The organism is Nocardia araoensis NBRC 100135 (assembly GCF_000308435.1).
GTDB classification, from domain to species: Bacteria; Actinomycetota; Actinomycetes; order Mycobacteriales; family Mycobacteriaceae; genus Nocardia; species Nocardia araoensis.
This window is the reverse complement of record NZ_BAFR01000204.1, coordinates 1-24,188: the sequence shown is the minus strand read 5'-3', so window position 1 is coordinate 24,188 and position 24,188 is coordinate 1. Positions and strand designations below refer to the sequence as shown.

Genomic DNA, 24,188 nt, shown 5'->3' with positions numbered 1-24,188 from the left:
ACCCATGGCGGCGGAGGGCGCCGACGCGCGGACCAGCGCCACCGATCGGGTGCACGACGGCGGCGGCGCCCCGATCGAGACGATCGTGCACGTGCTGCGCCACGGCGAGGTGCACAATCCGAACGGCATCCTCTACGGCCGCCTGCCCGGCTTCAGCCTCTCGGTGGCGGGCCGCGCGCAGGCCGCCGCGGTCGCGCGGACCCTGGCCGATCACGACATCGCCTTGGTCATCGCCTCGCCGTTGCAGCGGGCGCAGGAGACCGCCGAGCCGATCGCCGCGCAGCACGACGTCATCGTGCGCACCGACGAGAACCTCATCGAGGCGGGCAACACCTTCGAGGGCCTGCGCGTCTCGGTCGGCGACGGCGCGCTGCGCAAGCCGCGGCACTGGTGGAAGCTGCGCGACCCGTTCACCCCGTCCTGGGGCGAGCCCTACTTGCAGATCGCGCATCGCATGCTGGCGGCCGTGAACAAGGCCAGGGTCGAAGCCGCCGGACGCGAGGCGGTGCTCGTCTCCCACCAGCTGCCGGTGTGGACGCTACGGCGGTTCCTCCAGGGGCAGCGTCTCTGGCACGACCCGCGCAACCGGCAGTGCTCGCTCGCTTCGCTGACCTCGCTGGTCTACCACGGCGACACGCTGGTCGACATCGTCTACTCCGAGCCGGCGGGCGGCTCGGACCCCTCGGTACACGGCGCATGACACACCCCACCGCGTTCTCCATCCCGCCCTCGGCTCGCACCGGGCGGGTGCTGTCGGTTCTGCTCGCGTGCGTGGCGCTGATCGCCGCGCTCGCGGGTTGCTCGACCGGTTCGGACGCGGTGGCCTCGGGCGGCACCTTCGAATTCGTCTCGCCCGGCGGCAAGACCGACATCCGCTACGACCCGCCCGCCGCGCGCGGCACCATCGGCAAGCTCTCCGGTCCGGATCTGATGACCGCGGGCAAGACCACCGCGGTCGAGGACTACGCGGGCAAGGTCGTGGTACTCAACCTGTGGGGCCAGTGGTGCGGTCCGTGCCGCGCCGAGGCGCCCGCCCTGGAAAAGGTCTACGAAGCGACCAAGGACAAAGGCGTCGCCTTCCTGGGCATCAACGTCCGCGACCCGCAACAGGACAAGGCCCAAGATTTCGTGGTCGACAACAAGGTCGGCTACCCGTCCATCTACGACCCGTCGATGCGCACGCTTTTGGCGCTCGGCGGGAATTTCCCAACCAGTGTCATCCCCACCACGCTCGTCCTCGACCGGCAACACCGGGTCGCCGCGGTCTTCCTGCGGTCCCTGCTCGCCGAGGATCTACAGCCAGTGGTCGAAAGTATCGCCGCGGAGGAATCACAGTGAATCGCGACCGTCGTACCCGCCACCTGCGCGCCTGTCGGCCACGGCAGGGCGCCCGACGTATCGGCGGCGGATGGGCCGTCGACGACCGGTGGGCGGGCATCGCCACCGTGCCGCGCAGCGTCGCGGCCGAGTCCTTGCTCGACTTCCCGGTGTTCGAGGCGGCCGAGGAGCCGACGGCCACCGAGCGGACGGTCGCGCCGCTGCGCAGCGCCGGACGAGCGCAGGAGGACACGCGGGAGGATTCGGTGTGACCCTCGCGCGCACCGCGCCGCGTACCGGGGAGGACCTGTGATGGTGCTCGCCGGGGTCGGTGATTCGTTCCAGCAGACGGCGGCCTCCGGGCCGCTGCTGCTGGCGCTCGGCGCGTGTCTGCTCGCGGGTCTGGTGTCGTTCGCCTCGCCGTGTGTGGTGCCCCTCGTGCCGGGGTACCTGTCCTATCTGGCCGGACTGGTCGGCGCCGAGGCGCCGCCCGCCACAGTGGCGGAGGCCACCGGCGGCCGAGTCGCGACCGTCGAACGGCCGCCTCGATCGGGACGGATGCGGGTCGCGGGCGCGGCCGGGTTGTTCGTCGCCGGTTTCACCGTGGTCTTCGTGCTCGCCACCGCGACCGTGTTCGGCGTCATCCAGACCCTCAACGTGAATCGGGAACTGCTGCAACGCATCGGCGGTGTGGTGACGATCCTGATGGGTCTGGTGTTCATCGGCTTGGTGCCCGCGTTGCAGCGCGACACCCGGATGGAGCCGCGCAGGCTCACCAGCCTCATGGGCGCGCCGCTGCTGGGCGGGGTGTTCGCGCTGGGATGGACGCCGTGCCTCGGCCCCACGCTGTCGGGCGTCATGGCGGTGGCCGCGGGCACCGACGGGACGACGGCGGTGCGCGGGGTCGCGCTGATCATCGCCTACTGTCTCGGCCTCGGTCTGCCGTTCGTGGTGCTGGCGTTCGGGTCGGCGAGCGCGCTGCGGGGGGTCGGCTGGCTGCGCCGTAATTCCCGCACCATCCAGATCATCGGGGGCATGTTGCTCGTCGCGGTCGGCGCCGCGCTGGTCACCGGGGCGTGGGACCAGTTCGTCGCCTGGGTGCGCGACGCGTTCGTCTCCGAGGTGACCCTGCCGATATGACCGTGACCGACCACCCCACGATCGAAAGCCCCGAACGTCCGCCGCGCCAATCCGTGATCGGGCGGGCCTGGGCGTTCCTGCGCAACACCTGGCGCGGGCTCACCAGCATGCGCACCGCCCTGGTGCTGTTGTTCCTGCTCGCCCTGGCCGCGATTCCCGGCGCATTGCTGCCGCAGCGGAATCTCAACGAGCAAAAGGTCGAGCAGTACATCGCCAGCCGGCCAACGCTCGGCCCGTGGATGGACCGCTTCGAGCTGTTCGACGTGTTCTCCAGTTTCTGGTTCACGGCTGTCTACGTGCTGCTGTTCATCTCACTGGTCGGCTGCATCCTCCCGCGCACGTTCGACCACTACCGCGCTCTGCGCACGCCGCCGGTGCGGGCGCCGCGCAACCTGACCAGGCTCCCGCACCACTATGCGGGCCGGGTCGAGCGGTCGCCGCAGGAGTCGATCGACCATGCCCGCGCCCAGCTGCGCGGCTGGCGCACCGAGGTCCGCCCCGGCCCCCGCGACGGTGAACTGGCGCTGTCCGCGGAGAAGGGCTACACCCGCGAGCTCGGCAACCTCGTCTTCCATCTCGCGCTGGTCGGGCTGCTGATCGCCATCGCGGTGGGCAAGCTGTTCGGCTACGAGGGCAGCGTCATCGTGCTGGCGAACAACGGCCCCGGCTTCTGCACCACCTCGCCCGCGGTGTTCGACTCGTTCAAGGCGGGCAACGTCAACGACGGCACCGGCATGACCCCGGTCTGTGTGCGGGTGAAGGATTTCCAGGCCGATTACCTGACCAACGGGCAAGCGGAGATGTTCACCGCGAACCTCTCCTACCAGGCGGGCGACGACCTGCGGACGAACACATGGCGCGACACCCGGGTGCAGGTCAACCATCCGCTCCGCGTCGCGGGTGACCGTCTCTACCTGCAAGGACACGGCTACGCGCCCACCTTCACGGTGACCTTCCCCGGCGGCCAGACCCGCACCGAGTCCATCCAGTGGCGGCCCGACGACGCCTCGACGTTCCTGTCCAGCGGCGTGCTGCGGATCGACCCGCCCGGCGGGATGTACGCCACGGAGGAGGAGCGCCGCAGGAACCAGATCGCGATCGAAGGGCTGTTCGCGCCCACCGCGATGTTCCACGGGTCACTGCTCAGTTCGGCCTTCCCCGCGATGAACGATCCCGCTGTCGCGGTCGACATCTATCGCGGCGACACCGGCTTGGACACCGGTAAGCCGCAGTCGTTGTTCGCCCTCGATCCCGAGCAGGTCAAGCAGGGCAGGCTCGCCAAGGAGGCCAGGGTCAATCTCCGCCCCGGCGAGTCGACCACGCTGCCGAACGGCACCAAGGTCACCTTCGACGGCGCGCAGGAGTTCGTGAATCTCCAGGTTTCGCACGACCCGGCCCAGCAGTGGGTGCTCGTCAGCGCGCTGCTGATGATGGCCGGTCTGCTGGTCTCGCTGCTGATCAAGCGCAGGCGGATCTGGGTGCGGGTCTACCCGGCCGATGACACAGCCGGTACCGTTGACCAACGACGCACTGTAGTAGAGATGGGCGGGCTCGCCAGGACCGATCAGGCGGGTTGGGGCGGCGAGTTCGACCGGCTGCGCACGCGCCTGCTCGATGAGCACGCCGAGACCACGGGAGAGTGACGATGCCGATCGACGAGACCATCGCCAGGTACAGCGATTTCGCCTTCAAAACGGCAATCGTGGTGTACGCGCTGGTGCTGGTGCTGCTGATCTGGCAGTACGCGACGGCGCGCAGCCGCGAGGTGTCCGAGCGTGAGCTGGTGACGGTGGGCGGCGGATCGACGCCGCAGGGACCGGGCCGGGTCGCCGAGCCAGTGCAACGGCCGCTGTCGGAGCGGCTGGGCAACATGGCGTTCTCGGTGCTCATGGTGGCCATCGCGCTGCACGTGGGCGCGATCGTGCTGCGCGGTTTCGCGACCCACCGCTTCCCGCTCGGCAACATGTACGAGTTCGTGACCATGGCGACGGCCGCCGCCGTCCTGGTCGGGATCGCGCTCCTGCGCGAGCAGCGCTACCGCGCCATGTGGGTGTTCCTGCTGGTGCCGGTGCTGATTCTGCTGTTCCTCGCCGGCACGGTGCTCTACGCCGACGCCGCACCCGTGGTTCCCGCGTTGAAGTCGTTCTGGCTGCCGGTGCACGTCACCATCGTCAGCGTGGGCAGCGGCGTGTTCCTGTTCGCGGGCGTGGCGAGCATGCTCTTCCTCTACCGCCTGCGTCAGCCCGACGGCCAGGAGTCGGCCAACATCCTCGGCGCCATCGCCCGCCGCCTGCCCGACGCCCGCACCCTCGACCGGCTCGCCTACAAGGCGACCATCATCGGCTTCCCGCTGTTCGGCGCGGGCGTCATCCTCGGCGCCATCTGGGCCGAAGCCGCCTGGGGCCGCTTCTGGGGCTGGGACCCGAAGGAAACCTGCTCCTTCATCGCCTGGGTCCTCTACGCCGCCTACCTCCACGCCCGCGCCACCTCGGGCTGGCGCGACACCAAGGCCGCCTGGATCAACATCGCCGCCTTCGTCGCGATGCTGTTCAACCTGTTCATCATCAACATGGTGATCAGCGGGTTGCACTCGTATGCGGGGTTGAACTGAGGCGTTCTGACCGCCCGCAGCGGCCATTACCATTGCGGTACTGGTTCGCGTCATCCCCCTGAGAGGATGCGGAACTACACTGGTCACCATGCGCGCCACTCATGAGGAACTGCTTCGCCTAGCCGAAGCTGTACCCGACGATCAGGTGCCGGCCGCGGCCGAATTGCTGCGTCAGCTCGTCAGGAAGTCGGGACGGCGAACGTTCCACAGTGATGGCATCGCCGTCGCCGAACCCGACCTTGCGGAACGGGCGAAGGAGATTGTCCGGGACGAACTCGACCGGGGCACGGCCGAGTGATCGTTGTCGATACCGGGCCGATCGTGGCCTTGGTCAACAATCGAGACAACCACCACGCCGCCTGCCGAGAGCTGCTGTTGAACGCTCCAGGGCCGCTGCTGGTGCCCGCGCCTGTATTCACCGAGGCGGCCATCCTGTTGGAATGACGCTGCGGCCCGGTCGCCGAGTTGGCCTTCTTACAGGACGTGGCGGAAGGTGCATATACCGTCGTGGATACGACCACCGAGGATCTGCACCGAATCCGCCAGCTCGTCGACAAGTACGCCGATCTTCCGCTCGGCACAGTGGACGCTTCCGTGGTCGCCGTGGCCGAACGGTTCCCCATTACCGCCGTCGCCACGTTGGACCGCAAGCATTTCTCTATCGTCCAGTCCAAGGCTGGTCAGTTACTTCTCGTGCCGTAGCTCTGCGAGCAGCCAGCGCTTTCTTGTTTCTGCTCGAGGACGCGCGACGGAGGACACGCCCTCGAGGAACAGTTGAGGCTCGGATTCGTGGGTTCCTCAACGAGACCAGCGGTCGATGGACACGCGGCATCAGCCGTGCTGCTTCGCCCATTGTGCCTGGGTGGCGAGTGATCCATGGTGAAGTTTCGTGGCGATCGCGGACTTCGTCGGATCGTCCAATGTTTCTGGCAAGTCGTTGAAAGACGCAGGTAGAACATCCAGGAGTGAGGAGATCTGCTGGCCGTCTCGTACTGTGAGCAGCAGCAGACACCGCCAGTGCGGCGAGAACTCCGGTCGGTGCTCCAGACGATGAACCAGCACGGGCTGTAGGTAGTGAGTGGCCGTGCGGTCGGCGTGAGCGGCCAGCCAGCCTGCACCGTGGTGTCTGTTCAGACCACACGCACGTGCCTGCTCGTCGAGGAGTATCAGTCGCGCTGTGTCGACCGCCTTGACGGTTCTCGGAACCATCGATGACGTCACGAACGCCCAGCCCTCCTGTGATCGAAACTCGAGTTCATTTTCCAGGAGGGCAGATCGGCTCGTCCAGTCACACCGGCGTCCTGGTGGTGAGCGCCGTACTCGAAACTCGAGTCGCGATCCAGCGATTCGAATTCGATCCGGAACCGCCGCGTCGCGAGCATGCGTTATTTCCTTGTGGAGGCCCCGGACCCTGCCGGTCCCATCCAGGCGCGCAGATCCACGACGGCATCGCAGTAGTCGTCGGTGTCGTCGATAACCGGCTGGCGGGCGAGGTCGCCGGTTCGGGCCAGCGGCGCCAGCTCCTGGGCGAGGTAGGCGTAGCCGGTCGGACGGCCGTCGGCGCCGCTGACAACCAAGTCGATGCCATAGGTGCGGTCTGTGCGGGTGACCCGAATGTAGATGCGGCAGGTGTCGGCGTCGGTGTACAGGAATCCTGCGAAGGTGTAGTCGTCGGCGAACCAGGGCAGGCCGCCGCCGACCAAGAGGCTGAACAGACTGAACAGGCGTTGGTCACCGGAATCGGCTTCGGCGGTGTAGTCGAATCCGGTATCGGCCGCGGCGAGGACGGTGTTGCCGTGGCTGTCACGCGATTGGTCCTCGTGGTCAGCCAGTAGTCGCGTGACAGCGGGCGCGATGGTGAACCGCGCATGGTCTATAGCGCCGGTGACATCGAGCAGGATTGTGCCGGAGGCCAATTCGTAGTCCACCGCAATCCCCGAGACCATCGCCGCGTCCGGCGACAGCACGATGCGGGCATGCCCGGAGTCCGCGCGTACGACTCCCCGCACCCGCGGACCGGCTACAGTACCGGCCGGAGCGAGGACCAGCGGGATCGTGCGGCCCAGCAGCAGATCGAACCGGCCATCCGCGTCTGCGTCGGGCACCGAGTTACCTCCTTGGTCAGCGGATGCCCATCCTGGAACATATTCGTGCGTTCGAATAGAGCCTGCTGTCGCGGCGATTTTCGGGTCGTGGCAGGACATAGGCTTGCCGCAAGCATTCCTCTGAGGAACCTCGGCCGCTGGCTACGCCGGTTCGGCCCAGAATCCAGCGCTATCGATCACGATGGCGCATGGCTGGTTGAGCACCCCCGCCTTGTAAACGGCCTCGCTGAGGTGGGTCGACATCAGAACCATCCACGTCTTCCACGGCGTGCTCTCGCCAGTCGGTGTTCCAGCTTTCGCTGCGAGGCGCGCGTAGTAGTCGCGGAGTTCCTGGTCGGTGAACCGAAACTCGACGGGGGGAATCACCGGCGATTCGCCTACAGCCGTGAGTAGCAGCCGACCTGAGTTGTCGCGGTCGATCTGGTATCCCCACTCGTTACCGGCGCGGATCACCGAAGCGGTGAGTTCATCCAGACCGGGATCAGACTTTTCCACCACAGGCTCCTCCCGGGTACGCGGTGATGACCTTGCCGTTCTCGTTCACGATCACGGTGGGCTGAACCGTCTTGGCTATTGCTCCCGTGGCGCGGTTGACGAGATAGATCTGCCCCGTGTAACAGTACTTGCCGCTCCCGACCGAGCCATGCCAGTCGGGTGCGTCGTGGGCTTTGGCGATAGCCATGTCTGCGATGTCCCTCCAATTGCGACCTTCGATTCCTGCAAGGCCTTCCCACTCGCTCATGTGCCTCCGCTGGATGTGCCGATAACCCGATTCCTCGTCTCCACACAGCAGTTTCCAGTCGCCGAAGGTTGTGACGACCTTGTCCGCAGGCGAGCTGTTTCCGCACGCTCCCCAAGGGAAGGACGCATGAGCCAGCGGGCTTTGGACCACCCCGGCGACCAGGCTGAACACCGCTGCTGCGGTGACCAACAATGCACGTATCTTCATCTCAACCCCCACGTCGTCGCACCGGATCCGGTGCCTGTTTCCCCTGGTGATGGCGCGTCAGCGCCCGATGCGGTACCCCCGCCTCCAGCGAGGCAGAAGCAGCGTCACTTCGTGACTGCGAACTTCGCTGCTTTCCAATATCCTTTGACGGACCAGCCACGGTTTCGGTTCCGACAGAATCGATTTCCCTCGAGTGACTCCGGACACTTCTCTGATCCTGTCGGCGGCCACGGCCTGGCCTCAGGACTCGAGGTAGAGCCGTTCGTTGGGGAGGCGGGGGAGGCCGGTGGGGTTGCCGGGGAGGACGGTTACCGCGCCGGGGCGGTGGCGGGCGTTCCAGTCTTGGACGAAAATCATTGCGGCGGTCAGGCATGCGGCGAAGTCCATTCGTTGGTCGTACAGGTAGACCGACAGGTGTACGTCGGGTTCCTCCGGGCGCGGTGATTGGGCGGGACCGGTCATGAGACCGGAGAATTCGGTTGGGGTTCGATCGGTTCGCCGCGCCGGTTCATCGGCTGGTCCTCACCGCTCGTGCGAGCAGGCACGCGCGTACCGTTTCCACCACCAGTCGTCCTGAGGGGCGGTAGGTGTCGCGGGGTGGCTCGAGCCATGCGCGATAGGTGGTGGTGTTGTCGGCCGGGGACGGGAGCGCGATCAAGCCGTCGTCGCGGATCACCTTCAGTCGATCGCGGAACAGGCTCGCGAAGATTCGGGGTTCGTCCGGCAGATCAGGTCGTACTAGAAAGGTCCACGTCAGGGAATGCGGGTGGGTGATGATCGGGCCGAGACTGTGTCCGCCGCTTCGTAAGCGGTCCGTCACTGCCCGTCCCAACGGCTCGGGCACCGACACACCCCAGACCATCGAACCCGCCCGCACCACGATGCGGCCGAGGGCGACGGGGTCCACTTCGGCCGGGAGCTGGCAGGCCAGCCTGTAGAACGCGCACCGCCCGTTCGGCGTGGTCAGATCGAAACCACCCATGCCCGCCGCGCTCATCCCTGCGCCTCGGCGTCCCCGGACACCGGCGGCGTCGCGTACAGCGCGCGGCCGAGCATCACGTGTCCCGGCATGATGACGCTGCACACCCGCGTGAACTCGGCCGGGACCGATCCGCCCAGATGCGCCATCCCAGGGACGATCACCGCACCCGCGTGGGCCACATGCACCATCTCGAGCACGCTCGCTGCCGCGACCAGCGGCGCAGTGTCCGGCGCAACCACGTACGTGGCAGCAAGCGTGTACCCGTGGCGACGTGCCAGCATCGCGATCGTGGCCTGATCACCGACCGCGTCGGCACCTGCGACAGCCACGCACCGCAGCCCGATAGCCAGCGCGCCTTCCGTATATGCCAGCGCGCCGCGCAACGGTATCGACTCGTCTTTCAAATACGCCGCGATCCGGCGCAGTTCGGCCGTCCCCGCCGAATACAACCCTTGCCGACTGCTCGCATCCATCCCTGCGCCTCCCTGCAATCCGATTGGAAAGCACCCGACGCCGAGGGCGCAGCACCAGCCAGCATTCACGTCTGTCCTGGCGCGGCCGAGATGACGAAGGCGGCCGGCTCACCCCGGCGTCGGGGCCGAGGCAGACGTTATGAGTTGAGCCACAACAGATTTGTCCACGAAGGACAAACGCGAGGACTCGATCAGTTGTTCGGCGCGTGTTCGGGAGCGAGGCCCAGCCGCCATGCCAAGCCGCGCAACTCACGTCCGCCCGCATCGCGCCGTGCGGCGCGGAGCACATCGGCCACGGCTTCACGGGCCAGGACATCGGCGTGGACACGCTGCGGTGCAAGGTGTTCAGCGCGTAGCAGCACTTGGACGCCTTGTTCACGGCGAGTGGGCTCGGTCAGCAGAGCACGGCCGACTTCCATGTAGAACTCGGCTTGCCGGGACTTGCTAGGGATGCTCTTGACGTTGACCTTGCGCGCGTCTTCAGCCACCTTCACCCCGTCGCCGAATTCCATACCGATGCATGCGCGCCAGATCCCGACATTCGATGCGCCGAACCACATACGACCGAATGCCCCGGTCTCCGTCTCCATGCGCCCGGCCAGGGCGGTGGCTTCGTCCAAATGCGTGTCAGCGGTCGATCGGTCACCCTGCACTGCCGAGGCGAGTGCAGCCGAGAGGTGCAGCATGCCAGACGCCTGGAGGACGTTCGTGTCATTCAAATGCGGACCGAGCTCATCGATGCAGCGCACCGCACGCCGGTACTGCTCAGGCCGGGACAGGCCGCCCGTGGCATCACCGCGTAGCCAAACGGTGAACCCGGACCATGCAGGAGATTCCAGCATGGCGGCGCATTCTTGCGCGGCCTTGGCAGCCAGCAGTGGCAAACCGCGGCCAACGAGCCGCTTGGTCACCCACATAGCCGAGGCGTAGCAAGTGATCAAGCCGAGCAAGACGTGGCGATGAAGTTCCGGTGATCGGGCGTAGACCGCGTGCAACTCGGCCAATAGTGCGGGCGCGAGTTCGGCTTGCCCGGCGAAGTCCGAGGTAACCTGCGCCATCTCGGCTAGCCGCTCGAGGTCGGCGGCGATGGCGGGCCATTCGCGGACCGCGCCGCCAGGGTCGTCGCCGAGTTCGTAGACGTCGAGCGCGCGTTCGATCGCGACCACTCCCGCATGGGCGGACTCGTTGCCTTCGGCACGCGAACCAGCCTGCCCCGCGACCGGATAGAACTCTGACGGAGAGACGCGTAGCGCCCGCGCCAGCGCCTCCAGCGTGGCACGGTTGGACAAGGCTTGCTCTCCGCGCTCCAGGCGGCCGAGGTATCCGAAACTGATACCGGCCAAGCCCGCGATCACCTCGAGACTCTGCCCGCGCCAAGCGCGGATCTCACGCAGCCTGCGCCCGACTTCGTTCGAGGGAATGTCGTTCATGGCGTACTCCTCCGCCGATGAGTGTCCACCTGCGACGGTACCTGTTGTCCGTCTTCCAGTCGGCATGTAATAAGAGACGACTGCGCTGCTCGGGCGGGACGAGCGCGGGAGGCCCGCAGGATAAGACGGTATTCTCGCTTTCGAACTGCTGGTGCGAGCCATAGCGAGGCGTCCGGTGGCCTCGAGGTTGCGGAGGTGCTTCTCCGTGGTGCGGCTACGCAGGCCGGGCAGAGTCGCGGCAGTTTCAGTACTCCAGTCGCAGGAGATCTGCGAGATCTCGCATCTCAGGAGTCAGGGTGCGTCGTCTGGAGATGATCCGGCCCAGCAAATCCTGAGCGGACCGCTGTTCGATCAGCCACGGCCGGGCCTCACGGGACAACTGAACCAGCACGTCGAACGCGGTGTCATAGCTTCGGAGTTCGATGTGGGCCGCGGCGACGTCGAGCAGATGCCTGTTGCGGTTGTCGGAGGTCGGGCGCAATCCCGGCGGGACGTCTCGGGCGAGCCGCAATGCGAGGTCGGGGCGGTCGTCCACGATCGCATTCTCGACTCGCTTCATGGCGACCGTGGCAGGCCCGAACGTCGTCCAGTATTGGTGATAACTCCCCGAATCTCGCTTGACCGCTGCGGCTGCCGCGTTCGCCAGGCGCATCATGTCGTCTGCTTCGTCCGGCCGGTTGTCTCGTATCGCCGCGGCTGAGCCGCGCAACAGCAACCATCCCCACGTCGACAGCTCACGTGTTGTGGCAACAGACAGGCGCGGCTCGATCCGGTCTGCCCACGACACCGCCAGGGTGCGGACCTGCTCGAACTGTCGTTCCACGAGTAGCAGCCAGCACAGAGTGATCACTGCCGACGCGGCATCGAGTACGTTCCCGGTCGACTCCGCGTCCCTCAGCGACTGCTCGAGTGCGGTCCTCGCGGACTGTAGTTGCCGAGTCTGGACCAGCACCGACCCGACCAGTTGCAGAATCCGGGAGCGCATGAGCGGCGTCGCGGCGCGTCCATCGAGTATCAGGTGGGGAAGTAGCCGACTCAACTGCTCGTACTCGTTGTCGTGGTAGAGCTTCACGGCCGCGACCAGTGATTCGTTCATGCTCCGCTCGGCAGGAGTTTCGGCCGCGTGTCCGTCCGCGATCGCCACGAGAGCCCGCCGAGTAGGGAGCCAGAGCTGGCCGCCTTCGGTCTCGGGGCGGCCAGGGGTGGGGCCGAGTAGCGCCGAGAGCGGGCAGCCCATCGCCACGGCCAGCCGTCGAAGCGTCTGAATGCGAGTGTCGTCGCGCTCGCCCTGTTCGATCTTGCGAATCAGGGATAGTGATACTCCTGAACTCTGGGCGAGTTCACGTTGCGTCAGACCGCTCCGCTTGCGAACAGACCGCAAGCGTTCCCCGAGATCTGTGCTCATGTCCCGAGGCTACGGGAGCTTCCGATACTCGTCAGGCGCTCCACAACCGAGCCGGTTTCGAGGTCGAGGGCGTGTTGCGCTCGCACTACCGGCGGCGCAGCGGCGAGCTGTGGGACGCGGTGCTCATGGGGCTGTCGCTGAACGACGCGGCCTGACGGGCAAGTATTTCGCGGAATTGTGGGGTTTTTATTGGCACGTCTGCGCCAAAAGAATTGAATGCGGACGTTTCAGATTGTGTGCCGCGAATTGCGCGAGAACGGCTTCGGTTCGGGGCATAGTTTTCGGGGCGACATGCCGAAATATGCACCCGCCGAACGAATAACGTTCCGAGCCTCGGCGCCTTAAGGGACACAAGACTTCGCATGTCTGTTAATAAGCCCGTGTGGGCGGCCGTGTCGTGCGCTCGCGGCGTGTGGTACGCGCGCGTACGGAGCCCTACAGGCGAGCCACGCAGACGACGAAATGTCGCTGCTGATAAACGATTCCGCTGTCCGCCGAGCCGCAGGCGTTGACGTCGACGGTGTTCTGCTTGATGTCGATCACCCGGACCGCGCCCGGAGTGTGGGCGGCGCAGTCCAGTCGCTTGGGGTTGCCGGGGGTCAGTTCCATGCAGCCGCCGACGACCCAGTCGATATCCAGGCACAGTGCGGCCTGTGTCGCCCCATGCAGCGTTTCGTTGTAGGTGTGGTCGGCGTCGGTGGGACAGCTGGCGTTCGCCGGTGCCTTCTCGACGACCTTGTAGACGGAGTTCGAGCTCCCACAAGCGGTTTTGTCGATCGCGCCCGCCCCGCCGAGCTGTACGCAATCGCCGATGTTCACCTGCATGCTCGTTGTGCTCTTGTTCGACGCGCCACGCAGCGCCGACGTGGTCGGCGGTGCCTCCGTGGTGGTCGGCAGCGGCTCCTCGGTGGTCGTGGGAGGCGCGGCCGTGGTTGCGGCGCTATTGGTCTGAGCGGCGGCCTTGGCCGGCTCGTCGGCGGGGCCGGACATCGATAGCGCGGCGACGACCACGATGGTGGCCGCCAGTCCGGTCCCGACCATGAAGGCGGCCAGGGTGATACCGGCGCGGACACGTTGGCGCGACACGTACGTCCTCCAGAGCTGTGAACCCTTCGACCCACCTAGCGACCCGAAGTTGTGAATCTTGCGGATTGAAGACCACGCCATGCTTACACTACGCGGCACGTCCGCGTCGAGTTTTCCTTCCCTGGGGGAGCGATCCGCTCTGGGAATTCACCTGCGTGCCGGTATCCGGGCCAGGAGTGATCACGATCGGATAACGAACTTCGCGATCATGTGTGGCGGTCGCCAAGTCTGGAAACAAGTCACGGGCGCTGTACAGTCACACGCCATCCGGCCTCCGGAGCCGGTGTCTCGGTGAGAAGGAATTCCAGAATGAAGTTCGGCACTATTGCCGCCATTACGCTCGGCGCGGTTGCCGCAGTGGGCATCACGGCGGGGGCTGCGAACGCGAAACCCGTTGAACCGGAGCGCGAGATCACGACTACCGGTGTGGAGCAGGGAGTCGACTACCACACCACGGTCTCGCACGAGACCGGAGCGATCACCACCGCCGTCGAGCACGGCACCTTCGCGGTGGCCGACGACGGCACCAAGATCAAACTGACCTCCGATACCGGAGCCGTGGTGGCCGAAGTGCCGCTGAGCTTCCAGGTTTCCGGCAGCAAGCTGTCGGTCGCGCACGAAATCAGCGACGGCGGACGGCGTCTCGCGCTCACCCCGGTGGCAGGCGCCAAGGAGATCGGTGAGATGCAGCCGATCAGCTCGATGAACCGGCTCATCGCCGAACTGAACCAGAACGTGGTCGGCGTGGTCGCGGGCGCACTGCTCGGCGGACTGCTCGGGGCCTTGATCGGCCTGGGCTTCTTCAGCATCATCACCGGCCCGATCGGCCTGGTCGTCGGCGCGATCGCGGGCGGAGCCATTCAGGGCGGGCAGCCGTTCATGGACGCGCTGATGGCTGTCGTCAACGGCGAACCCTGATCGATATCGCGGATCGGGAGCGGCAGGCGCACCGCAGCGCGCCTGCCGCATCCGGAACCGGGTTGCCGATCGCCGTGGCGTCCGCCGGGGAGAGGTTCGGCTCCGCCGGGACGGCGCCACGACATAACGATGAAAACGCGCGAACGCCGGATACCGCTGGACGCGTGCTATCGCGCGGGTGATGCGAAGATCAGCGCTCGGCGGAACCGGACTCGCCGTCACGGTGCTGACGAGATAGTCGCCAGAGAAACTCCGGGTCGTCGTCGGGGCCGATGACGCGCTTGCGCTGCGGTGAACGCGTTTGCGGGGCATGGGGTCCAGTCCGCTCGGGGCCGAACGCCTTCCAGCACAACACCGCTATTGCCACCACCGCGATGAGTGCCAACAGGTACGTCACGTCGCTCACCTCCTGGTTACGAGGGTAGCCGCGGACGTGACTCCAGCACACCGCAGACGCGAAAATGATGTGCGGGCGAGCGCGGACCCGAGCACGACAGGCCCGCGCGCCCTGCGATCAGCGTGCCGCGGTCGCCTCGGTGGTCAGCGACTTGAGCAGCTGGAGTACTTCCGATTCGCGGAACCGGCGATGTCCGCCCGGTGTGCGCAGCGACCCGAGGCGCCCGGCGTGGGCCCAGCGCGTCACGGTCTTGGGGTCGACGTGGAACAGGGCAGCAACCTGGCCCGGAGTCAGCAGGGTGTCCTGGCCGCCGACGGTGATCGCAGTCATAGCAAACCTCTCCGTTCTCGACAGTTCCCTCATCAGATGGCGCCATCGTCGCACTGAAACCCCTAGGTACTCGAACCACCTACAGTTGGTAAAGGGGAGGTAATAGACAAAACGGATGCGCGCCCCACCCCCGGCTGTTGGGCGTGCACCGGGGGCGGGCAACAGCTTCGCATAGGCTGAGGGATGTGCGTGACGCGAATCCACCAAAAGGTGCTTCCGGACAGCAAACGGCTGGCGCTGGTCGTCGTCTGGCCCGAAATCTGGCCCTCTACACCGTCGCCAGGTTGGGTCTCGTGGTGGTGCTCACCGCGCTGATCGTGGGGGCCGCGCGGCTGGTGTCGGTGGACATCCCTCTGGTGGTCGCGGCTCTGTTCGCTCTGATCATCGCGATGCCGCTGTCGCTGGTCCTGTTCAAGCGGCTGCGGGTCAAGGTGAACGAGGACATCGCCCGGGTCGACGAGCGCAGGCGCCGTGACAAGGCCGAGCTACGGGCGCGGTTGCGCGGCGACGAGCCGCCCGCTGCGCCGGAGTCGGGGAAGTCTTCGTGAAGTCCTGCGATCACACCGCGCCGCGCGACTGGGTCGACAACGCGGTGCGGTTGATCGACGCCGACACCCAGCGCAGCGCGGACACCCATCTGCTGCGCTACCCGCTGCCCGCCGAGTGGAACATCCAGCTCTACCTCAAGGACGAGTCCACCCACATCACCGGCAGCCTCAAGCATCGCCTGGCCCGCTCGCTGTTCCTGTACGCGATCTGCAACGGCTGGGTCACCGAGGGGACGACCGTGGTGGAGGCGTCCTCGGGTTCGACGGCGGTCAGCGAGGCCTATTTCGCGAAGCTGCTCGGCTTGGACTTCGTCGCGGTGATGCCGGCGAGCACCTCTCCGCAGAAGATCGCGCTGATCGAGGCCCAGGGCGGGCGATGTCATTTCGTGCGGCGCCCGCCGGACATGTACACCGAGGCGGCGCGGCTGGCGGCCGAATGCGGCGGTCACTACATGGACCAGTTCACCCACGCCGAGCGCGCGACCGACTGGCGCGGCAACAACAACATCGCCGAATCGATCTTCCAGCAGATGGCGTTGGAGACCAATCCGGTGCCGGAATGGATCGTGGTCGGCGCTGGCACGGGCGGCACCAGCGCCACGATCGGCCGCTACATCCGGTACCGCAGGCATGCGACCAAGCTGGCGGTGGTGGATCCGGAGAACTCCGCCTTCTACGGCGGTTACGAGACGGGGGACGCGGGTTACCAGACCGGCATGCCCTCCCGGATCGAAGGCATCGGCCGCCCGCGGGTGGAGCCCTCGTTCGTCGGTCAGATCGTGGACCGCATGTTCGAGGTGCCCGACGCGGCGTCCATCGCGGCGGCGCGGTTCGCGAGCGCGCGGCTCGGCCGCCGGGTCGGCGGCTCCACCGGCACCAATCTGTGGGGCGTTTTCGCCTTGATCGCCGAGATGCTGTCCGAAGGGCGCGGCGGCAGCGTCGTCACGCTGCTGTGTGACGGCGGGGATCGCTACGCCGGAACGTATTTCGACGACGCGTGGGTGTCGTCGCAGGGGCTGGAGCTCGCGGAACCCACCGCCGTCTTGGAGAAGTTCGTGGCGACCGGAATCTGGGACGCCTGATCGGTTCGCGCCCCGGCTAGGGGTTCGTTGTTCGCCTGGAGCGGAACGGGACTCTGTCGCGTCCGCAGTTGTCAATTTTTGTTGACATCGCGAGCTGGTGTCAATCAAAATTGACGTCATGACGGAAGCAACCACACTCGCGGCGGCCGCGGGCAGTCCCGATCCGAAGGTCGGGCTGCGCGCGGTGCTCGCGCTACGCAGGCTGCTCGAACGTCTCGAGGCGATCCAGGTGGCCAACGCCCGTGCTCAGGGCTGGTCGTGGCAGGCGATCGCGGAGGCGCTCGAGGTGAGCAGGCAGGCAGTCCACCAGAAGTACAACCGGAAAGGCAGGATCCGCTGATGTTCGAGCGGTTCAGCAGGTCTGCGCGCACGGCGATCGTCGTCGCCCAGGAGGACGCGCGCGAACTCCACGCGTCGAATATCGAGGTGGAGCACGTATTGCTCGGCGTGCTCGCGCATGCCGAACCCGAGTTGACGGCGTTGCTCGCGGAAGCGGGACTCACCCGCGACGGCGTGCGCCGGGCGCTGGCCGAACAGGGCAGCGGGATACCGCTCGGCCCCGAAGACGCCGAAGCCTTGAAATCCATCGGCATCGATCTGGAGGCCGTCCGGGAGTCGCTGGAAACGCATTTCGGCGAGGACGCGCTCGACCGTGCCGCGCCGGACCCGCGCCGCGGGCCGTTCCCCTGGAGCCGCGGCGGCTACTACGGGCACATTCCGTTCACGAAGGAAGCGAAGAAGGTGCTCGAGCTCGCCCTGCGCGAGGCGCTCGGCCGCAAGGACAAGACCATCGAGTCGGGGCATGTGCTGCTCGGCATACTGCGCGCCCCGAACCAGACGACGGTGCGCCTGTTCGGCGGCTCCGCCGCGATCGGTGAACTGCGGCCCAAGGTGCACGCCCTGCTCGACCGTGCGGCTTGAGCAGCCGGACATGCGCTGCGGGAGTTCGTGTTCTCCAGCGGCGCGTGTCCGCATCCGCGGCCTAGCATTGGGCCATGCAGCTCGTGATTCGGTTGATCATCAACGCGGTGGCCATCTGGCTGGCCGCCTTCTGGGTCGACAAGATCGACATTCTCGCTCCCGAAGGCGGCAACGGCGCCAAGATCGGTGTGGTGCTCGCGGTGGCCGCGGTGTTCACGGCGGTGAACGCGCTGGTCAAGCCGATCGTGAAATTGCTGTCACTACCGCTGGTGATCGTGACGCTCGGCCTGTTCCTGCTTCTGATCAACGCGCTCATGCTCTGGCTGACCGCCGAGATCACCGAGGCGTTCACCGATTACGGCCTGCGTGTCGAGGGTTTCTGGGCCGCGGTGTTCGGCGGCATCATCGTCTCGCTCGTGAACTGGGTGCTCGGCATCATCGTTCCGGACGAGGATTAGCCCGCGGCGAGGCGAACGCGCGACGCTCGGTCGTGCCTCGCACCATCGGGTTCACCTGGTCGGCGCGTTGCGCGACCGCCAGGCCCGGTGGCGCGCTAACCCAGTCCGACCGCCAGCGCGGTGACCGCCGACCAGACCAGCAATGCCAGGCCGGAATCGCGCAGCGCGGGAATCAGTTCCAGGCCGCCCTTGCCGCCGCGCACCGGCGCGTTGGCGCGCACGGCGAGCGGTATCGCGAGCAGCCCGGCCAGTGCCCACGGCGTGCGGGCGACCAGCGCCAACGTCGCGAGGAACGGCACGGTCAGCAGGGCGAGGTGCAGCGTGCGGGTGCGCGGATCGCCGAGTTTCACCGCGAGCGTGACTTTTCCGGAGTCGGTGTCGGTGGGGATATCGCGCAGGTTGTTCGCGACGAGCACGGCGCTGGAGAACGCGCCCACCGCGATCGCGAGCAGCCCACCCACCCAGTCGATCCGGCCCGCCTGCACGAACTGGGTGCCGAGCACGGCGACCAGGCCGAAGAAGACGAACACCGCCACTTCGCCGAATCCGCTGTAGCCGTACGGCTTGTTGCCGCCCGTGTAGTACCAGGCGCCGGCCAGGCAGGCCGCGCCGACGAGCAGCAGCCACCACGCACTGGTGAGCACCAGTACGAGGCCGAAGACCGCGCCGACGACCAAGCTGACGATCGCGGCGGTCTTCACCGCCGTGGGCGAGGCCAGCTTCTGCCCGACCAGGCGCAGCGGGCCGACGCGGACGTCGTCGGTGCCGCGGATGCCGTCGGAGTAGTCGTTGGCGTAGTTCACGCCGACGATCAGCGCGAGCGAAACCAGCAGCGCGAGAATCGCTTTCCACCACACCGCACCGTCGACCGACGCGGCGGCCCCGGTCCCGGCGAGCACCGGGGCGATCGCGTTCGGCAGGGTACGTGGTCGCGCGCCCTCGATCCATTGCGCTGCAGTAGCCATATCCGCAGCATAATGCGCACAGCCGGACGGAGTCCGTCTCCAGCCCGCGCATGGCCGCAGCGAAGGCGGAGGTTCCGCATAATCGGCGCAGCCGGACGGAGTCCGTCTACAGCCCGCGCATGGCCGCAGCGAAGGCGGAGGTTCCGCATAATGCGCACAGCCGGACGGAGTCCGTCCTCAGCCCGGCGATCAGGCCGTTTCGGCCATCACCGCCTCCTGCATCCGCGCGAGTCCCTTCTCGAAATCCCGGCCGACGAACTTGTCCATCGGGATGAGCTTGCCGATGACCGCCATCAGACCGGTCTGTCGGCCGGTCATCCGCCAGGTCACTTCGGTGCCGGTCTCGACCGGGTCCAGGATGAAGGTCACCATGTTGGTGGCCTTCATGGGCTTCAGGAACTCCAGGCGCACGGCGATCTCTCGTTCGGCGCTGCCGATGATCTCCATGCTGCCCGCTCCGGCCTTGCGGTTGCCGCTCCAGGCGTAGCGCGCGCCGACGCCGGATTCCGCGCCGGAATAGCTGCGCTGCAACTGCGGGTCGAGGTCCTCCCACGGCGACCACTCGACCCACTTGTGGAAATCGTTGATCAGCCCGTGCACGCGCGCGGGGCCGGCCGTGATCACGGCCGATCGGACCACCTCGAACTCAGCCATGGGGGTCACACTATGCGACCGACCGCTCGCAGTCGCGGCAAAGAATTCGTGTCGAGCTTCTCCGGCCTGCTCGCCTACGATGACCGCGGGATGTTTCCGGAGCACAGCGGCCCGCACGGCCATAGTCGAGCAGTGACGACGCCCGCAGGCGAATCGGTCGTGGTGGCCTTGCTGGGCGAGGTCGCGCTGCGCCGTGACGGCCTGCTGACGCCGCTGCCCGGCGCGCGCTCTCGGCTCCTGCTCACCGCGCTGGCGCTGCGCCCCGGCCGAAGTCGCGGTGCGCAGGCCCTGATCGAGGACCTCTGGGGCGAACAGCCGCCGCGCGCGCCGATGAACGCGCTGCACACCCAGGTCTCCCGGCTGCGATCGGCGTTGCCGGAGGGCGCGCTGGAAATCGGTCCGGCGGGCTACCGGTTGACGCTCGGCGCCGATCAGGTCGACTTGTCCTCGGTCGGCGAGCGCGTGGCACGGGCGCGCGGGCTGCACGCGGCGGGCGACCTTCCGGGATGCCTGGCGGAGATCGCGCGGGCGCGGGCACTGTGGCGCGGGGATCCCGGCGCCGATCTGCCGCCGGGCGATCTCGCCGACGAGCTGCGGGCCGCTGCCGGGCGGCGTCTGGCCGAATTGGACGCCCTCGAACTCGCCGCACGTGAGGACGGCGGGGACATCGACGGAGCGTTGGGTCTCGCCCGGCTGCGGGCCGCCGCCGAACCGCTGGACGAGCCCGCACAGCAGACCCTCATGCGCCTGTTGGCGGCAGCGGGGCGGCCCAACGAGGCGGTGGAATCGTTCGCCGCGTTCCGCTCCCGCTTGGCCGAGGAACTCGGTACCGACCCGGGTCCTGCGCTTGCCGAGACCCATACGGCGATCTTGCGTGGAGAGCGGGTCGGACGCCCAGGGCTGCCGCGTTCGGGCAGCGCCGCAGCCGAGGACGGCGGTCCCCGAAGCGGGCTCGCGGCCGAGACGACGCCGTCCGACGACCTACCGCCGACCCCGCACCTCGCCGCGATCGGTCTGCGCGCCGCGCCCAACGCCCTGCTCGGCCGGGCCGCCGACATCACCGCGCTGACCGAGCTGCTCCACGATGCCCGGGTGGTGACCGTGCTCGGTCCCGGCGGAGCGGGCAAGACCAGGGTCGCCAACGAGATCGGTTGGCAGATGGCGGCCACCTCTCCGGTGGCGCTGGTCGAGCTGGCCTCGGTGCGCGCCGAAGGCGACGACGCCAGGGTCGAGGTCGAGGCGGCGATCGCCGCGGTGCTCGGGCTCAGCGAGGTCACCTTCGACTCGGCCACCTTGCGGTGGGGACAGACCGTCGATCTGCGCAAGCGGCTGCACGACGCCGTGTCGGCGCGCGCCATGCTGCTGATCCTGGACAACTGCGAGCATCTGATCGACGCCGTCGCCGTGGTGGTCGCGGATCTGATCGGCGTCGCACCCCGGCTGACCGTGCTCACCACCAGCCGTTCGCCGCTGACGACCACGGCCGAGATCGTGTATCCCTTGCCGCCGCTGACCGTCGACCCGGCGGGCTCGCCCGCCACCGAGCTGTTCGCCGCGCGTGCGAGGGCGGTGCGGCCCGGGGTCCGGCTGGATCCGGACCTCGTCGCTCAGCTGTGCCACACGCTCGATGGGCTGCCGCTGGCCATCGAGCTGGCCGCCGCGCGAGTGCGGACGATGAGCGTCGAGGAGATCAACGAGCGGTTGGCCGATCGGTTCGCTCTGCTGCGCCACGGCGATCGGAGTTCGCCCGAGCGGCACCGCACCTTGCACGCGGTGATCGACTGGAGCTGGAACCTGCTGGACACCGAACAGCAGGTGACACTGCGCCAGTTGTGCCGATTTCCCGCCGGTTTCACGTTGTCGGCCGCCGAGTCGGTCGCGGGTGGAGCCGACGTGACGGATGTCGCCGCGGCCGTCGACGGACTGGTCAACCAATCGCTGCTCACCGTGCTGGACGACGAGGTGCTCGGCACCCGCTACCGAATGCTCGAGACGGTGCGGGAGTTCGGCGAAGAGCAGCTGGTCGCCGCGGTGGGCGAGTCTGAAGCCGTCGACACGCGAATGATGCGGTGGGGCAAGCACTACGCCGACGACACGGCGAGCCGGTATATGACCGGCGATCAGGTCCACCTCGCGCTCTCCGTGGCGGCCGAGCTGGACAACTTGCTCGCCGCGCTGCGCTGCGCGATCGAACGTCGGGATGCCGCAACGGCATACACGATCTTTCCCGTCGTCGGCACACTGTGGGTGATCCGCGGCTCGCACCTGGAAGTCATCGCGTGGGCCGAGCGCGTCATCGAATTGGAGACGGTCGACTTCGGCCCGGAAGGCGTGCGTCCCGACCTCGTGCTCGTCACCTACCAGCTGGCGTATCTGCATCTGGCCTATACGAACGGCGGTGCGAGAAAACTCGCCGCGCTGCGCCTGCGGGTGCGCCGTTTGCTCCGTCACCGCGCGGATCTCGCGGAGACCAATCGGTTCGTCGCCCAGGTCGTGCTCATCCGAGCGGACGGTCGCGGACTCGGCAGGTTGCTCGCCGAGGCGACGCGCTCGGCGGACCGGGAGACCAGGGCCACCGCGCTGCTGCTCCGGGCCAACGTCCGGGAGAACCTCGGCGACGTGCGCGGCTCCACCGTCGACGCGTTCAAGGCGCTGGAGCTCCTCGGACACGAGCACGTCTGGAGCGCCGCCATGGTGTGCAGGCACCTCGGGCAGGTCTGCGGCCAACTCGCCCAGTACAGCGAATCGGTGACCTATTACCGCCGCGCGCTCGACATGCTGCAGCGGCTCGGCGCGTACGAGGACACTGTGGAAATCCGCAGCCTGCTGGTGGCCTCGCTGGTCGGCGTAGGTGAGCTGGATGAGGCCGAGCGGGAACTCGCCCTCGCTCTGGTCACCCCGGACATCGACAGCTCGGATTTCGGCCAGAACCAGCTGCGGTCCACCGTGATGCACAGTTCGGCCGAGGTGGCTTTGGCGACGGGTGACATCGCGGATGGTTTCGCCCGTTACGAGCGCGCGCTCGAGCTGTTCGGCTGGCCGAACAACGCACTCGGCCCGGGCCCGGGGCACTGATGCTCGCCGCGTCGGCGCTCGCCGCGCAGGTCGTCCATGGCGCCGACCCGGGCGCGATCCTGCCCGCCAAGCTGCTCGAGCAAGCCGTGCCGACGCTGACCAGGTACCGGGACCTGCCGCAGATCGGCGGGGTCGCCTGCGCGATCGGGTCCTACCTCATCGCTGTCGACCGCGAGGTCGCCGTGGGTCTCGACTTGCTGATCCTGGCTCTGAACGTCTTCTGCCGACAGGACTACCCCTCGATGCGGTGGCAACGGCATGTGGACGCGGCGATCGCGAAGCTCGGCGCGGCCCGCGTCGACGAAGCCCGCGGCCGCCTCGGCCACCTGCGCCGGAACGAGTCCGCGGACCGCATCATGAGCATGCTTCGAAGTCTCGACGCCTGACCACCCGCGCCCGGTACTCCTCGCCGCGGTGGGAATCGAACTACTCGTGCCGAGTACAGCGAGAACGGGCCGGGTGACGATGGTCACCCGGCCCGCTCTTGTTCGGTGATGAATCACGCGCGGCGCATGTACGCCCTGACGGTCAGCGGGGCGAAGATCGCGATGACGACCAGCGAGCCGATCAGCGACCAAGCCAGATCGGAGCCGAAGGCGGCGCCGTTCATCAGCCCGCGGCACGCGTTCACCATGTAGTACACCGGGTTGATGTGATTGAGGCCCTGCATCCAGCCCGGCATCGTGCTCACCAGCGCGAACGCGCCGGACATGAAGGTCAGCGGGAACATGATCATCATCGAGATGCCCTGCACGCCCGCCGCGCTCTTGCCGGTGACCCCGACCAGCGCCCAGATCCAGCTGATCGCGAACGAGCAGAAGACGATGACCAGACCCGCCACGACGACCCCGAGCACACCGCCCTCCGGGCGATAACCGATGGCGATGCCGACTACGATGGTGAGCACGGTGGCGAGTGCGTAGCGCACCATATCGGCCAGGAGCGCACCGGCCAGCGCCGAGATGCGCGCGATCGGCAGGGATTTGAACCGGTCGAAGACACCCTTGTCCATGTCCTCGCGCAACTGGGTGCCGGTGACGACCGAGGTGAGCACCACGGTCTGCACCAGGATGCCGGGGATGAGGACCGGCAGGTAGTCCTGCACGCTGCCGCCGATGGCGCCGCCGAAGATGTAGGCGAACAGCGCGGTGAACAGGATCGGCTGGATCGTCACGTCGAACAGCTGCTCGGGCTTGTGCTTGATCTTCAGCAGGCCGCGATAGGCCATGGTGAACGAGTTCGCCGCCGCCTGGACCAGCGGAACGCGGTTGCTCACTTCGGGGATCCCGATCGGCGCCGCTGGGCGCGTTTCGGTCGCGGTGATGGTGGTCATGGTTGTGCT

30 protein-coding genes and 1 pseudogene are annotated in these 24,188 nt (G+C 67.4%); 16 read left to right on the top strand and 15 right to left on the bottom strand.

The features are described from left to right. Positions 1 to 4: 4 nt before the first annotated feature. The 8 genes and pseudogenes from ON21_RS26580 to ON21_RS41050 all read left to right on the top strand — a co-directional run bounded on the left by ON21_RS26580 (position 5) and on the right by ON21_RS41050 (position 5,770). Positions 5 to 700: a histidine phosphatase family protein gene (locus ON21_RS26580; protein WP_245562751.1), complete on the top strand. Its 696-nt coding sequence runs from the start codon at positions 5 to 7 to the stop codon at positions 698 to 700. Continuing rightward, positions 697 to 1,338, top strand: coding sequence for a TlpA disulfide reductase family protein (locus ON21_RS26575; RefSeq protein WP_083880909.1), 642 nt, complete (start codon positions 697 to 699; stop codon positions 1,336 to 1,338). Before ON21_RS26580 ends, ON21_RS26575 begins: the two co-directional genes overlap by 4 nt. Beyond that, positions 1,335 to 1,589, top strand: coding sequence for a hypothetical protein (locus tag ON21_RS26570; RefSeq protein WP_039802126.1), 255 nt, complete (start codon positions 1,335 to 1,337; stop codon positions 1,587 to 1,589). Before ON21_RS26575 ends, ON21_RS26570 begins: the two co-directional genes overlap by 4 nt. A gap of 40 nt (positions 1,590 to 1,629) precedes the next feature. Next, positions 1,630 to 2,457, top strand: coding sequence for a cytochrome c biogenesis CcdA family protein (locus ON21_RS26565; RefSeq protein ID WP_039802124.1), 828 nt, complete (start codon positions 1,630 to 1,632; stop codon positions 2,455 to 2,457). Beyond that, positions 2,454 to 4,100: a cytochrome c biogenesis protein ResB gene (gene resB, locus ON21_RS26560; RefSeq protein ID WP_174372209.1), complete on the top strand. Its 1,647-nt coding sequence runs from the start codon at positions 2,454 to 2,456 to the stop codon at positions 4,098 to 4,100. The genes ON21_RS26565 and resB overlap by 4 nt, the downstream gene beginning before the upstream one ends. Positions 4,101 to 4,102: 2 nt before the next feature. After that, positions 4,103 to 5,068 (top strand): c-type cytochrome biogenesis protein CcsB, encoded by a 966-nt coding sequence (gene ccsB / locus ON21_RS26555; RefSeq protein ID WP_039802122.1) that lies wholly within the window; start codon positions 4,103 to 4,105, stop codon positions 5,066 to 5,068. Positions 5,069 to 5,156: 88 nt separating this feature from the next. Beyond that, complete coding sequence (locus ON21_RS26550) at positions 5,157 to 5,366, top strand: hypothetical protein (protein WP_039802120.1); 210 nt, start codon at positions 5,157 to 5,159, stop codon at positions 5,364 to 5,366. Then, positions 5,363 to 5,770: pseudogene (locus ON21_RS41050) on the top strand (type II toxin-antitoxin system VapC family toxin). The gene ON21_RS26550 and the pseudogene ON21_RS41050 overlap by 4 nt, the downstream one beginning before the upstream one ends. Before the next feature lie 129 nt (positions 5,771 to 5,899). Here ON21_RS41050 and ON21_RS26540 read toward each other — a convergent pair. The 10 genes from ON21_RS26540 to lppU all read right to left on the bottom strand — a co-directional run bounded on the left by ON21_RS26540 (position 5,900) and on the right by lppU (position 13,498). After that, positions 5,900 to 6,289 (bottom strand): hypothetical protein, encoded by a 390-nt coding sequence (locus ON21_RS26540; RefSeq protein WP_218004151.1) that lies wholly within the window; start codon positions 6,287 to 6,289, stop codon positions 5,900 to 5,902. A 164-nt stretch (positions 6,290 to 6,453) separates the two neighbouring features. Next, positions 6,454 to 7,173 (bottom strand): hypothetical protein, encoded by a 720-nt coding sequence (locus ON21_RS26535; protein WP_039802116.1) that lies wholly within the window; start codon positions 7,171 to 7,173, stop codon positions 6,454 to 6,456. A 141-nt stretch (positions 7,174 to 7,314) separates the two neighbouring features. Then, on the bottom strand, positions 7,315 to 7,668 hold the full coding sequence (locus ON21_RS26530; protein WP_157170979.1) for a hypothetical protein: 354 nt from the start codon (positions 7,666 to 7,668) through the stop codon (positions 7,315 to 7,317). Then, complete coding sequence (locus tag ON21_RS38730) at positions 7,655 to 8,134, bottom strand: hypothetical protein (protein WP_169332737.1); 480 nt, start codon at positions 8,132 to 8,134, stop codon at positions 7,655 to 7,657. Before ON21_RS38730 ends, ON21_RS26530 begins: the two co-directional genes overlap by 14 nt. A gap of 228 nt (positions 8,135 to 8,362) precedes the next feature. Further along, the gene (locus ON21_RS26520; RefSeq protein WP_039802110.1) at positions 8,363 to 8,584 is read right to left on the bottom strand and encodes a hypothetical protein; all 222 of its coding nucleotides are present in this window, start codon (positions 8,582 to 8,584) and stop codon (positions 8,363 to 8,365) included. 46 nt (positions 8,585 to 8,630) lie between these two features. Continuing rightward, positions 8,631 to 9,119: a DNA-directed RNA polymerase subunit beta gene (locus ON21_RS26515; RefSeq protein ID WP_245562742.1), complete on the bottom strand. Its 489-nt coding sequence runs from the start codon at positions 9,117 to 9,119 to the stop codon at positions 8,631 to 8,633. Further along, positions 9,116 to 9,577, bottom strand: a complete 462-nt coding sequence (locus ON21_RS36070; protein ID WP_051021371.1) for a hypothetical protein — start codon at positions 9,575 to 9,577, stop codon at positions 9,116 to 9,118. Before ON21_RS36070 ends, ON21_RS26515 begins: the two co-directional genes overlap by 4 nt. Before the next feature lie 191 nt (positions 9,578 to 9,768). Beyond that, the gene (locus tag ON21_RS26505) at positions 9,769 to 11,007 is read right to left on the bottom strand and encodes a helix-turn-helix domain-containing protein (RefSeq protein ID WP_039802108.1); all 1,239 of its coding nucleotides are present in this window, start codon (positions 11,005 to 11,007) and stop codon (positions 9,769 to 9,771) included. Positions 11,008 to 11,251: 244 nt separating this feature from the next. Continuing rightward, positions 11,252 to 12,412, bottom strand: a complete 1,161-nt coding sequence (locus ON21_RS26500) for a helix-turn-helix domain-containing protein (RefSeq protein ID WP_039802107.1) — start codon at positions 12,410 to 12,412, stop codon at positions 11,252 to 11,254. A gap of 435 nt (positions 12,413 to 12,847) precedes the next feature. Then, entirely contained in the window at positions 12,848 to 13,498 is a 651-nt protein-coding gene (gene lppU, locus ON21_RS26495) for an LppU family putative lipoprotein (RefSeq protein WP_051021369.1), read from the bottom strand. 309 nt (positions 13,499 to 13,807) lie between these two features. Between lppU and ON21_RS26490 the strand changes: the two genes are divergently transcribed. Continuing rightward, positions 13,808 to 14,416: a DUF8020 domain-containing protein gene (locus tag ON21_RS26490; RefSeq protein WP_039802105.1), complete on the top strand. Its 609-nt coding sequence runs from the start codon at positions 13,808 to 13,810 to the stop codon at positions 14,414 to 14,416. Positions 14,417 to 14,606: 190 nt separating this feature from the next. Here ON21_RS26490 and ON21_RS37385 read toward each other — a convergent pair whose 3' ends face one another. Both ON21_RS37385 and ON21_RS26485 read right to left on the bottom strand, forming a co-directional pair. Next, complete coding sequence (locus ON21_RS37385; RefSeq protein ID WP_083880923.1) at positions 14,607 to 14,813, bottom strand: hypothetical protein; 207 nt, start codon at positions 14,811 to 14,813, stop codon at positions 14,607 to 14,609. Between the two features lie 117 nt (positions 14,814 to 14,930). After that, on the bottom strand, positions 14,931 to 15,143 hold the full coding sequence (locus tag ON21_RS26485) for a BldC family transcriptional regulator (RefSeq protein ID WP_039802103.1): 213 nt from the start codon (positions 15,141 to 15,143) through the stop codon (positions 14,931 to 14,933). A gap of 185 nt (positions 15,144 to 15,328) precedes the next feature. Here ON21_RS26485 and ON21_RS26480 point away from each other — a divergent pair, with 185 nt between their 5' ends. The 5 genes from ON21_RS26480 to ON21_RS26460 all read left to right on the top strand — a co-directional run bounded on the left by ON21_RS26480 (position 15,329) and on the right by ON21_RS26460 (position 18,152). Then, positions 15,329 to 15,691, top strand: a complete 363-nt coding sequence (locus tag ON21_RS26480) for a DUF4229 domain-containing protein (RefSeq protein WP_039802101.1) — start codon at positions 15,329 to 15,331, stop codon at positions 15,689 to 15,691. Continuing rightward, positions 15,688 to 16,773, top strand: a complete 1,086-nt coding sequence (gene cds1 / locus ON21_RS26475) for an L-cysteine desulfhydrase Cds1 (protein ID WP_039802100.1) — start codon at positions 15,688 to 15,690, stop codon at positions 16,771 to 16,773. The genes ON21_RS26480 and cds1 overlap by 4 nt, the downstream gene beginning before the upstream one ends. Positions 16,774 to 16,891: 118 nt before the next feature. Next, positions 16,892 to 17,113, top strand: a complete 222-nt coding sequence (locus ON21_RS26470; RefSeq protein ID WP_039802098.1) for a helix-turn-helix domain-containing protein — start codon at positions 16,892 to 16,894, stop codon at positions 17,111 to 17,113. After that, positions 17,113 to 17,694, top strand: coding sequence for a Clp protease N-terminal domain-containing protein (locus ON21_RS26465; protein ID WP_039802094.1), 582 nt, complete (start codon positions 17,113 to 17,115; stop codon positions 17,692 to 17,694). Before ON21_RS26470 ends, ON21_RS26465 begins: the two co-directional genes overlap by 1 nt. A gap of 74 nt (positions 17,695 to 17,768) precedes the next feature. Beyond that, a complete protein-coding gene (locus tag ON21_RS26460) occupies positions 17,769 to 18,152 on the top strand; it encodes a phage holin family protein (protein WP_039802092.1) in 384 nt (127 codons plus the stop codon). Positions 18,153 to 18,247: 95 nt separating this feature from the next. On the opposite strand, the gene ON21_RS26455 is transcribed toward ON21_RS26460, so the two are convergent. Next, positions 18,248 to 19,117 (bottom strand): 1,4-dihydroxy-2-naphthoate polyprenyltransferase, encoded by an 870-nt coding sequence (locus tag ON21_RS26455; RefSeq protein WP_039802090.1) that lies wholly within the window; start codon positions 19,115 to 19,117, stop codon positions 18,248 to 18,250. A gap of 189 nt (positions 19,118 to 19,306) precedes the next feature. Beyond that, positions 19,307 to 19,771: an SRPBCC family protein gene (locus ON21_RS26450; protein WP_039802089.1), complete on the bottom strand. Its 465-nt coding sequence runs from the start codon at positions 19,769 to 19,771 to the stop codon at positions 19,307 to 19,309. A 132-nt stretch (positions 19,772 to 19,903) separates the two neighbouring features. On the opposite strand from ON21_RS26450, the gene ON21_RS26445 reads away from it, so the two are divergent. Continuing rightward, positions 19,904 to 22,846, top strand: a complete 2,943-nt coding sequence (locus ON21_RS26445) for an AfsR/SARP family transcriptional regulator (protein ID WP_306307714.1) — start codon at positions 19,904 to 19,906, stop codon at positions 22,844 to 22,846. Next, positions 22,846 to 23,232 (top strand): hypothetical protein, encoded by a 387-nt coding sequence (locus ON21_RS40845; RefSeq protein ID WP_306307713.1) that lies wholly within the window; start codon positions 22,846 to 22,848, stop codon positions 23,230 to 23,232. Before ON21_RS26445 ends, ON21_RS40845 begins: the two co-directional genes overlap by 1 nt. A 113-nt stretch (positions 23,233 to 23,345) precedes the next feature. On the opposite strand, the gene ON21_RS26440 is transcribed toward ON21_RS40845, so the two are convergent. After that, positions 23,346 to 24,179 (bottom strand): ABC transporter permease, encoded by an 834-nt coding sequence (locus ON21_RS26440; RefSeq protein ID WP_051021368.1) that lies wholly within the window; start codon positions 24,177 to 24,179, stop codon positions 23,346 to 23,348. Positions 24,180 to 24,188: the final 9 nt, after the last annotated feature.

Coding starts and splice junctions, on each gene's coding strand:
- ON21_RS26580 (WP_245562751.1), top strand. CDS start 5: ATGGCGGCGGAGGGCGCCGACGCGCGGACCAGCGCCACCGATCGGGTG.
- ON21_RS26575 (WP_083880909.1), top strand. CDS start 697: ATGACACACCCCACCGCGTTCTCCATCCCGCCCTCGGCTCGCACCGGG.
- ON21_RS26565 (WP_039802124.1), top strand. CDS start 1,630: ATGGTGCTCGCCGGGGTCGGTGATTCGTTCCAGCAGACGGCGGCCTCC.
- resB (WP_174372209.1), top strand. CDS start 2,454: ATGACCGTGACCGACCACCCCACGATCGAAAGCCCCGAACGTCCGCCG.
- ccsB (WP_039802122.1), top strand. CDS start 4,103: ATGCCGATCGACGAGACCATCGCCAGGTACAGCGATTTCGCCTTCAAA.
- ON21_RS26550 (WP_039802120.1), top strand. CDS start 5,157: ATGCGCGCCACTCATGAGGAACTGCTTCGCCTAGCCGAAGCTGTACCC.
- ON21_RS26520 (WP_039802110.1), bottom strand. CDS start 8,584: ATGACCGGTCCCGCCCAATCACCGCGCCCGGAGGAACCCGACGTACAC.
- ON21_RS26515 (WP_245562742.1), bottom strand. CDS start 9,119: ATGAGCGCGGCGGGCATGGGTGGTTTCGATCTGACCACGCCGAACGGG.
- ON21_RS36070 (WP_051021371.1), bottom strand. CDS start 9,577: ATGGATGCGAGCAGTCGGCAAGGGTTGTATTCGGCGGGGACGGCCGAA.
- ON21_RS26505 (WP_039802108.1), bottom strand. CDS start 11,007: ATGAACGACATTCCCTCGAACGAAGTCGGGCGCAGGCTGCGTGAGATC.
- ON21_RS26500 (WP_039802107.1), bottom strand. CDS start 12,412: ATGAGCACAGATCTCGGGGAACGCTTGCGGTCTGTTCGCAAGCGGAGC.
- ON21_RS26490 (WP_039802105.1), top strand. CDS start 13,808: ATGAAGTTCGGCACTATTGCCGCCATTACGCTCGGCGCGGTTGCCGCA.
- ON21_RS26485 (WP_039802103.1), bottom strand. CDS start 15,143: ATGACTGCGATCACCGTCGGCGGCCAGGACACCCTGCTGACTCCGGGC.
- ON21_RS26470 (WP_039802098.1), top strand. CDS start 16,892: ATGACGGAAGCAACCACACTCGCGGCGGCCGCGGGCAGTCCCGATCCG.
- ON21_RS26465 (WP_039802094.1), top strand. CDS start 17,113: ATGTTCGAGCGGTTCAGCAGGTCTGCGCGCACGGCGATCGTCGTCGCC.
- ON21_RS26460 (WP_039802092.1), top strand. CDS start 17,769: ATGCAGCTCGTGATTCGGTTGATCATCAACGCGGTGGCCATCTGGCTG.
- ON21_RS26455 (WP_039802090.1), bottom strand. CDS start 19,117: ATGGCTACTGCAGCGCAATGGATCGAGGGCGCGCGACCACGTACCCTG.
- ON21_RS26450 (WP_039802089.1), bottom strand. CDS start 19,771: ATGGCTGAGTTCGAGGTGGTCCGATCGGCCGTGATCACGGCCGGCCCC.
- ON21_RS40845 (WP_306307713.1), top strand. CDS start 22,846: ATGCTCGCCGCGTCGGCGCTCGCCGCGCAGGTCGTCCATGGCGCCGAC.
- ON21_RS26440 (WP_051021368.1), bottom strand. CDS start 24,179: ATGACCACCATCACCGCGACCGAAACGCGCCCAGCGGCGCCGATCGGG.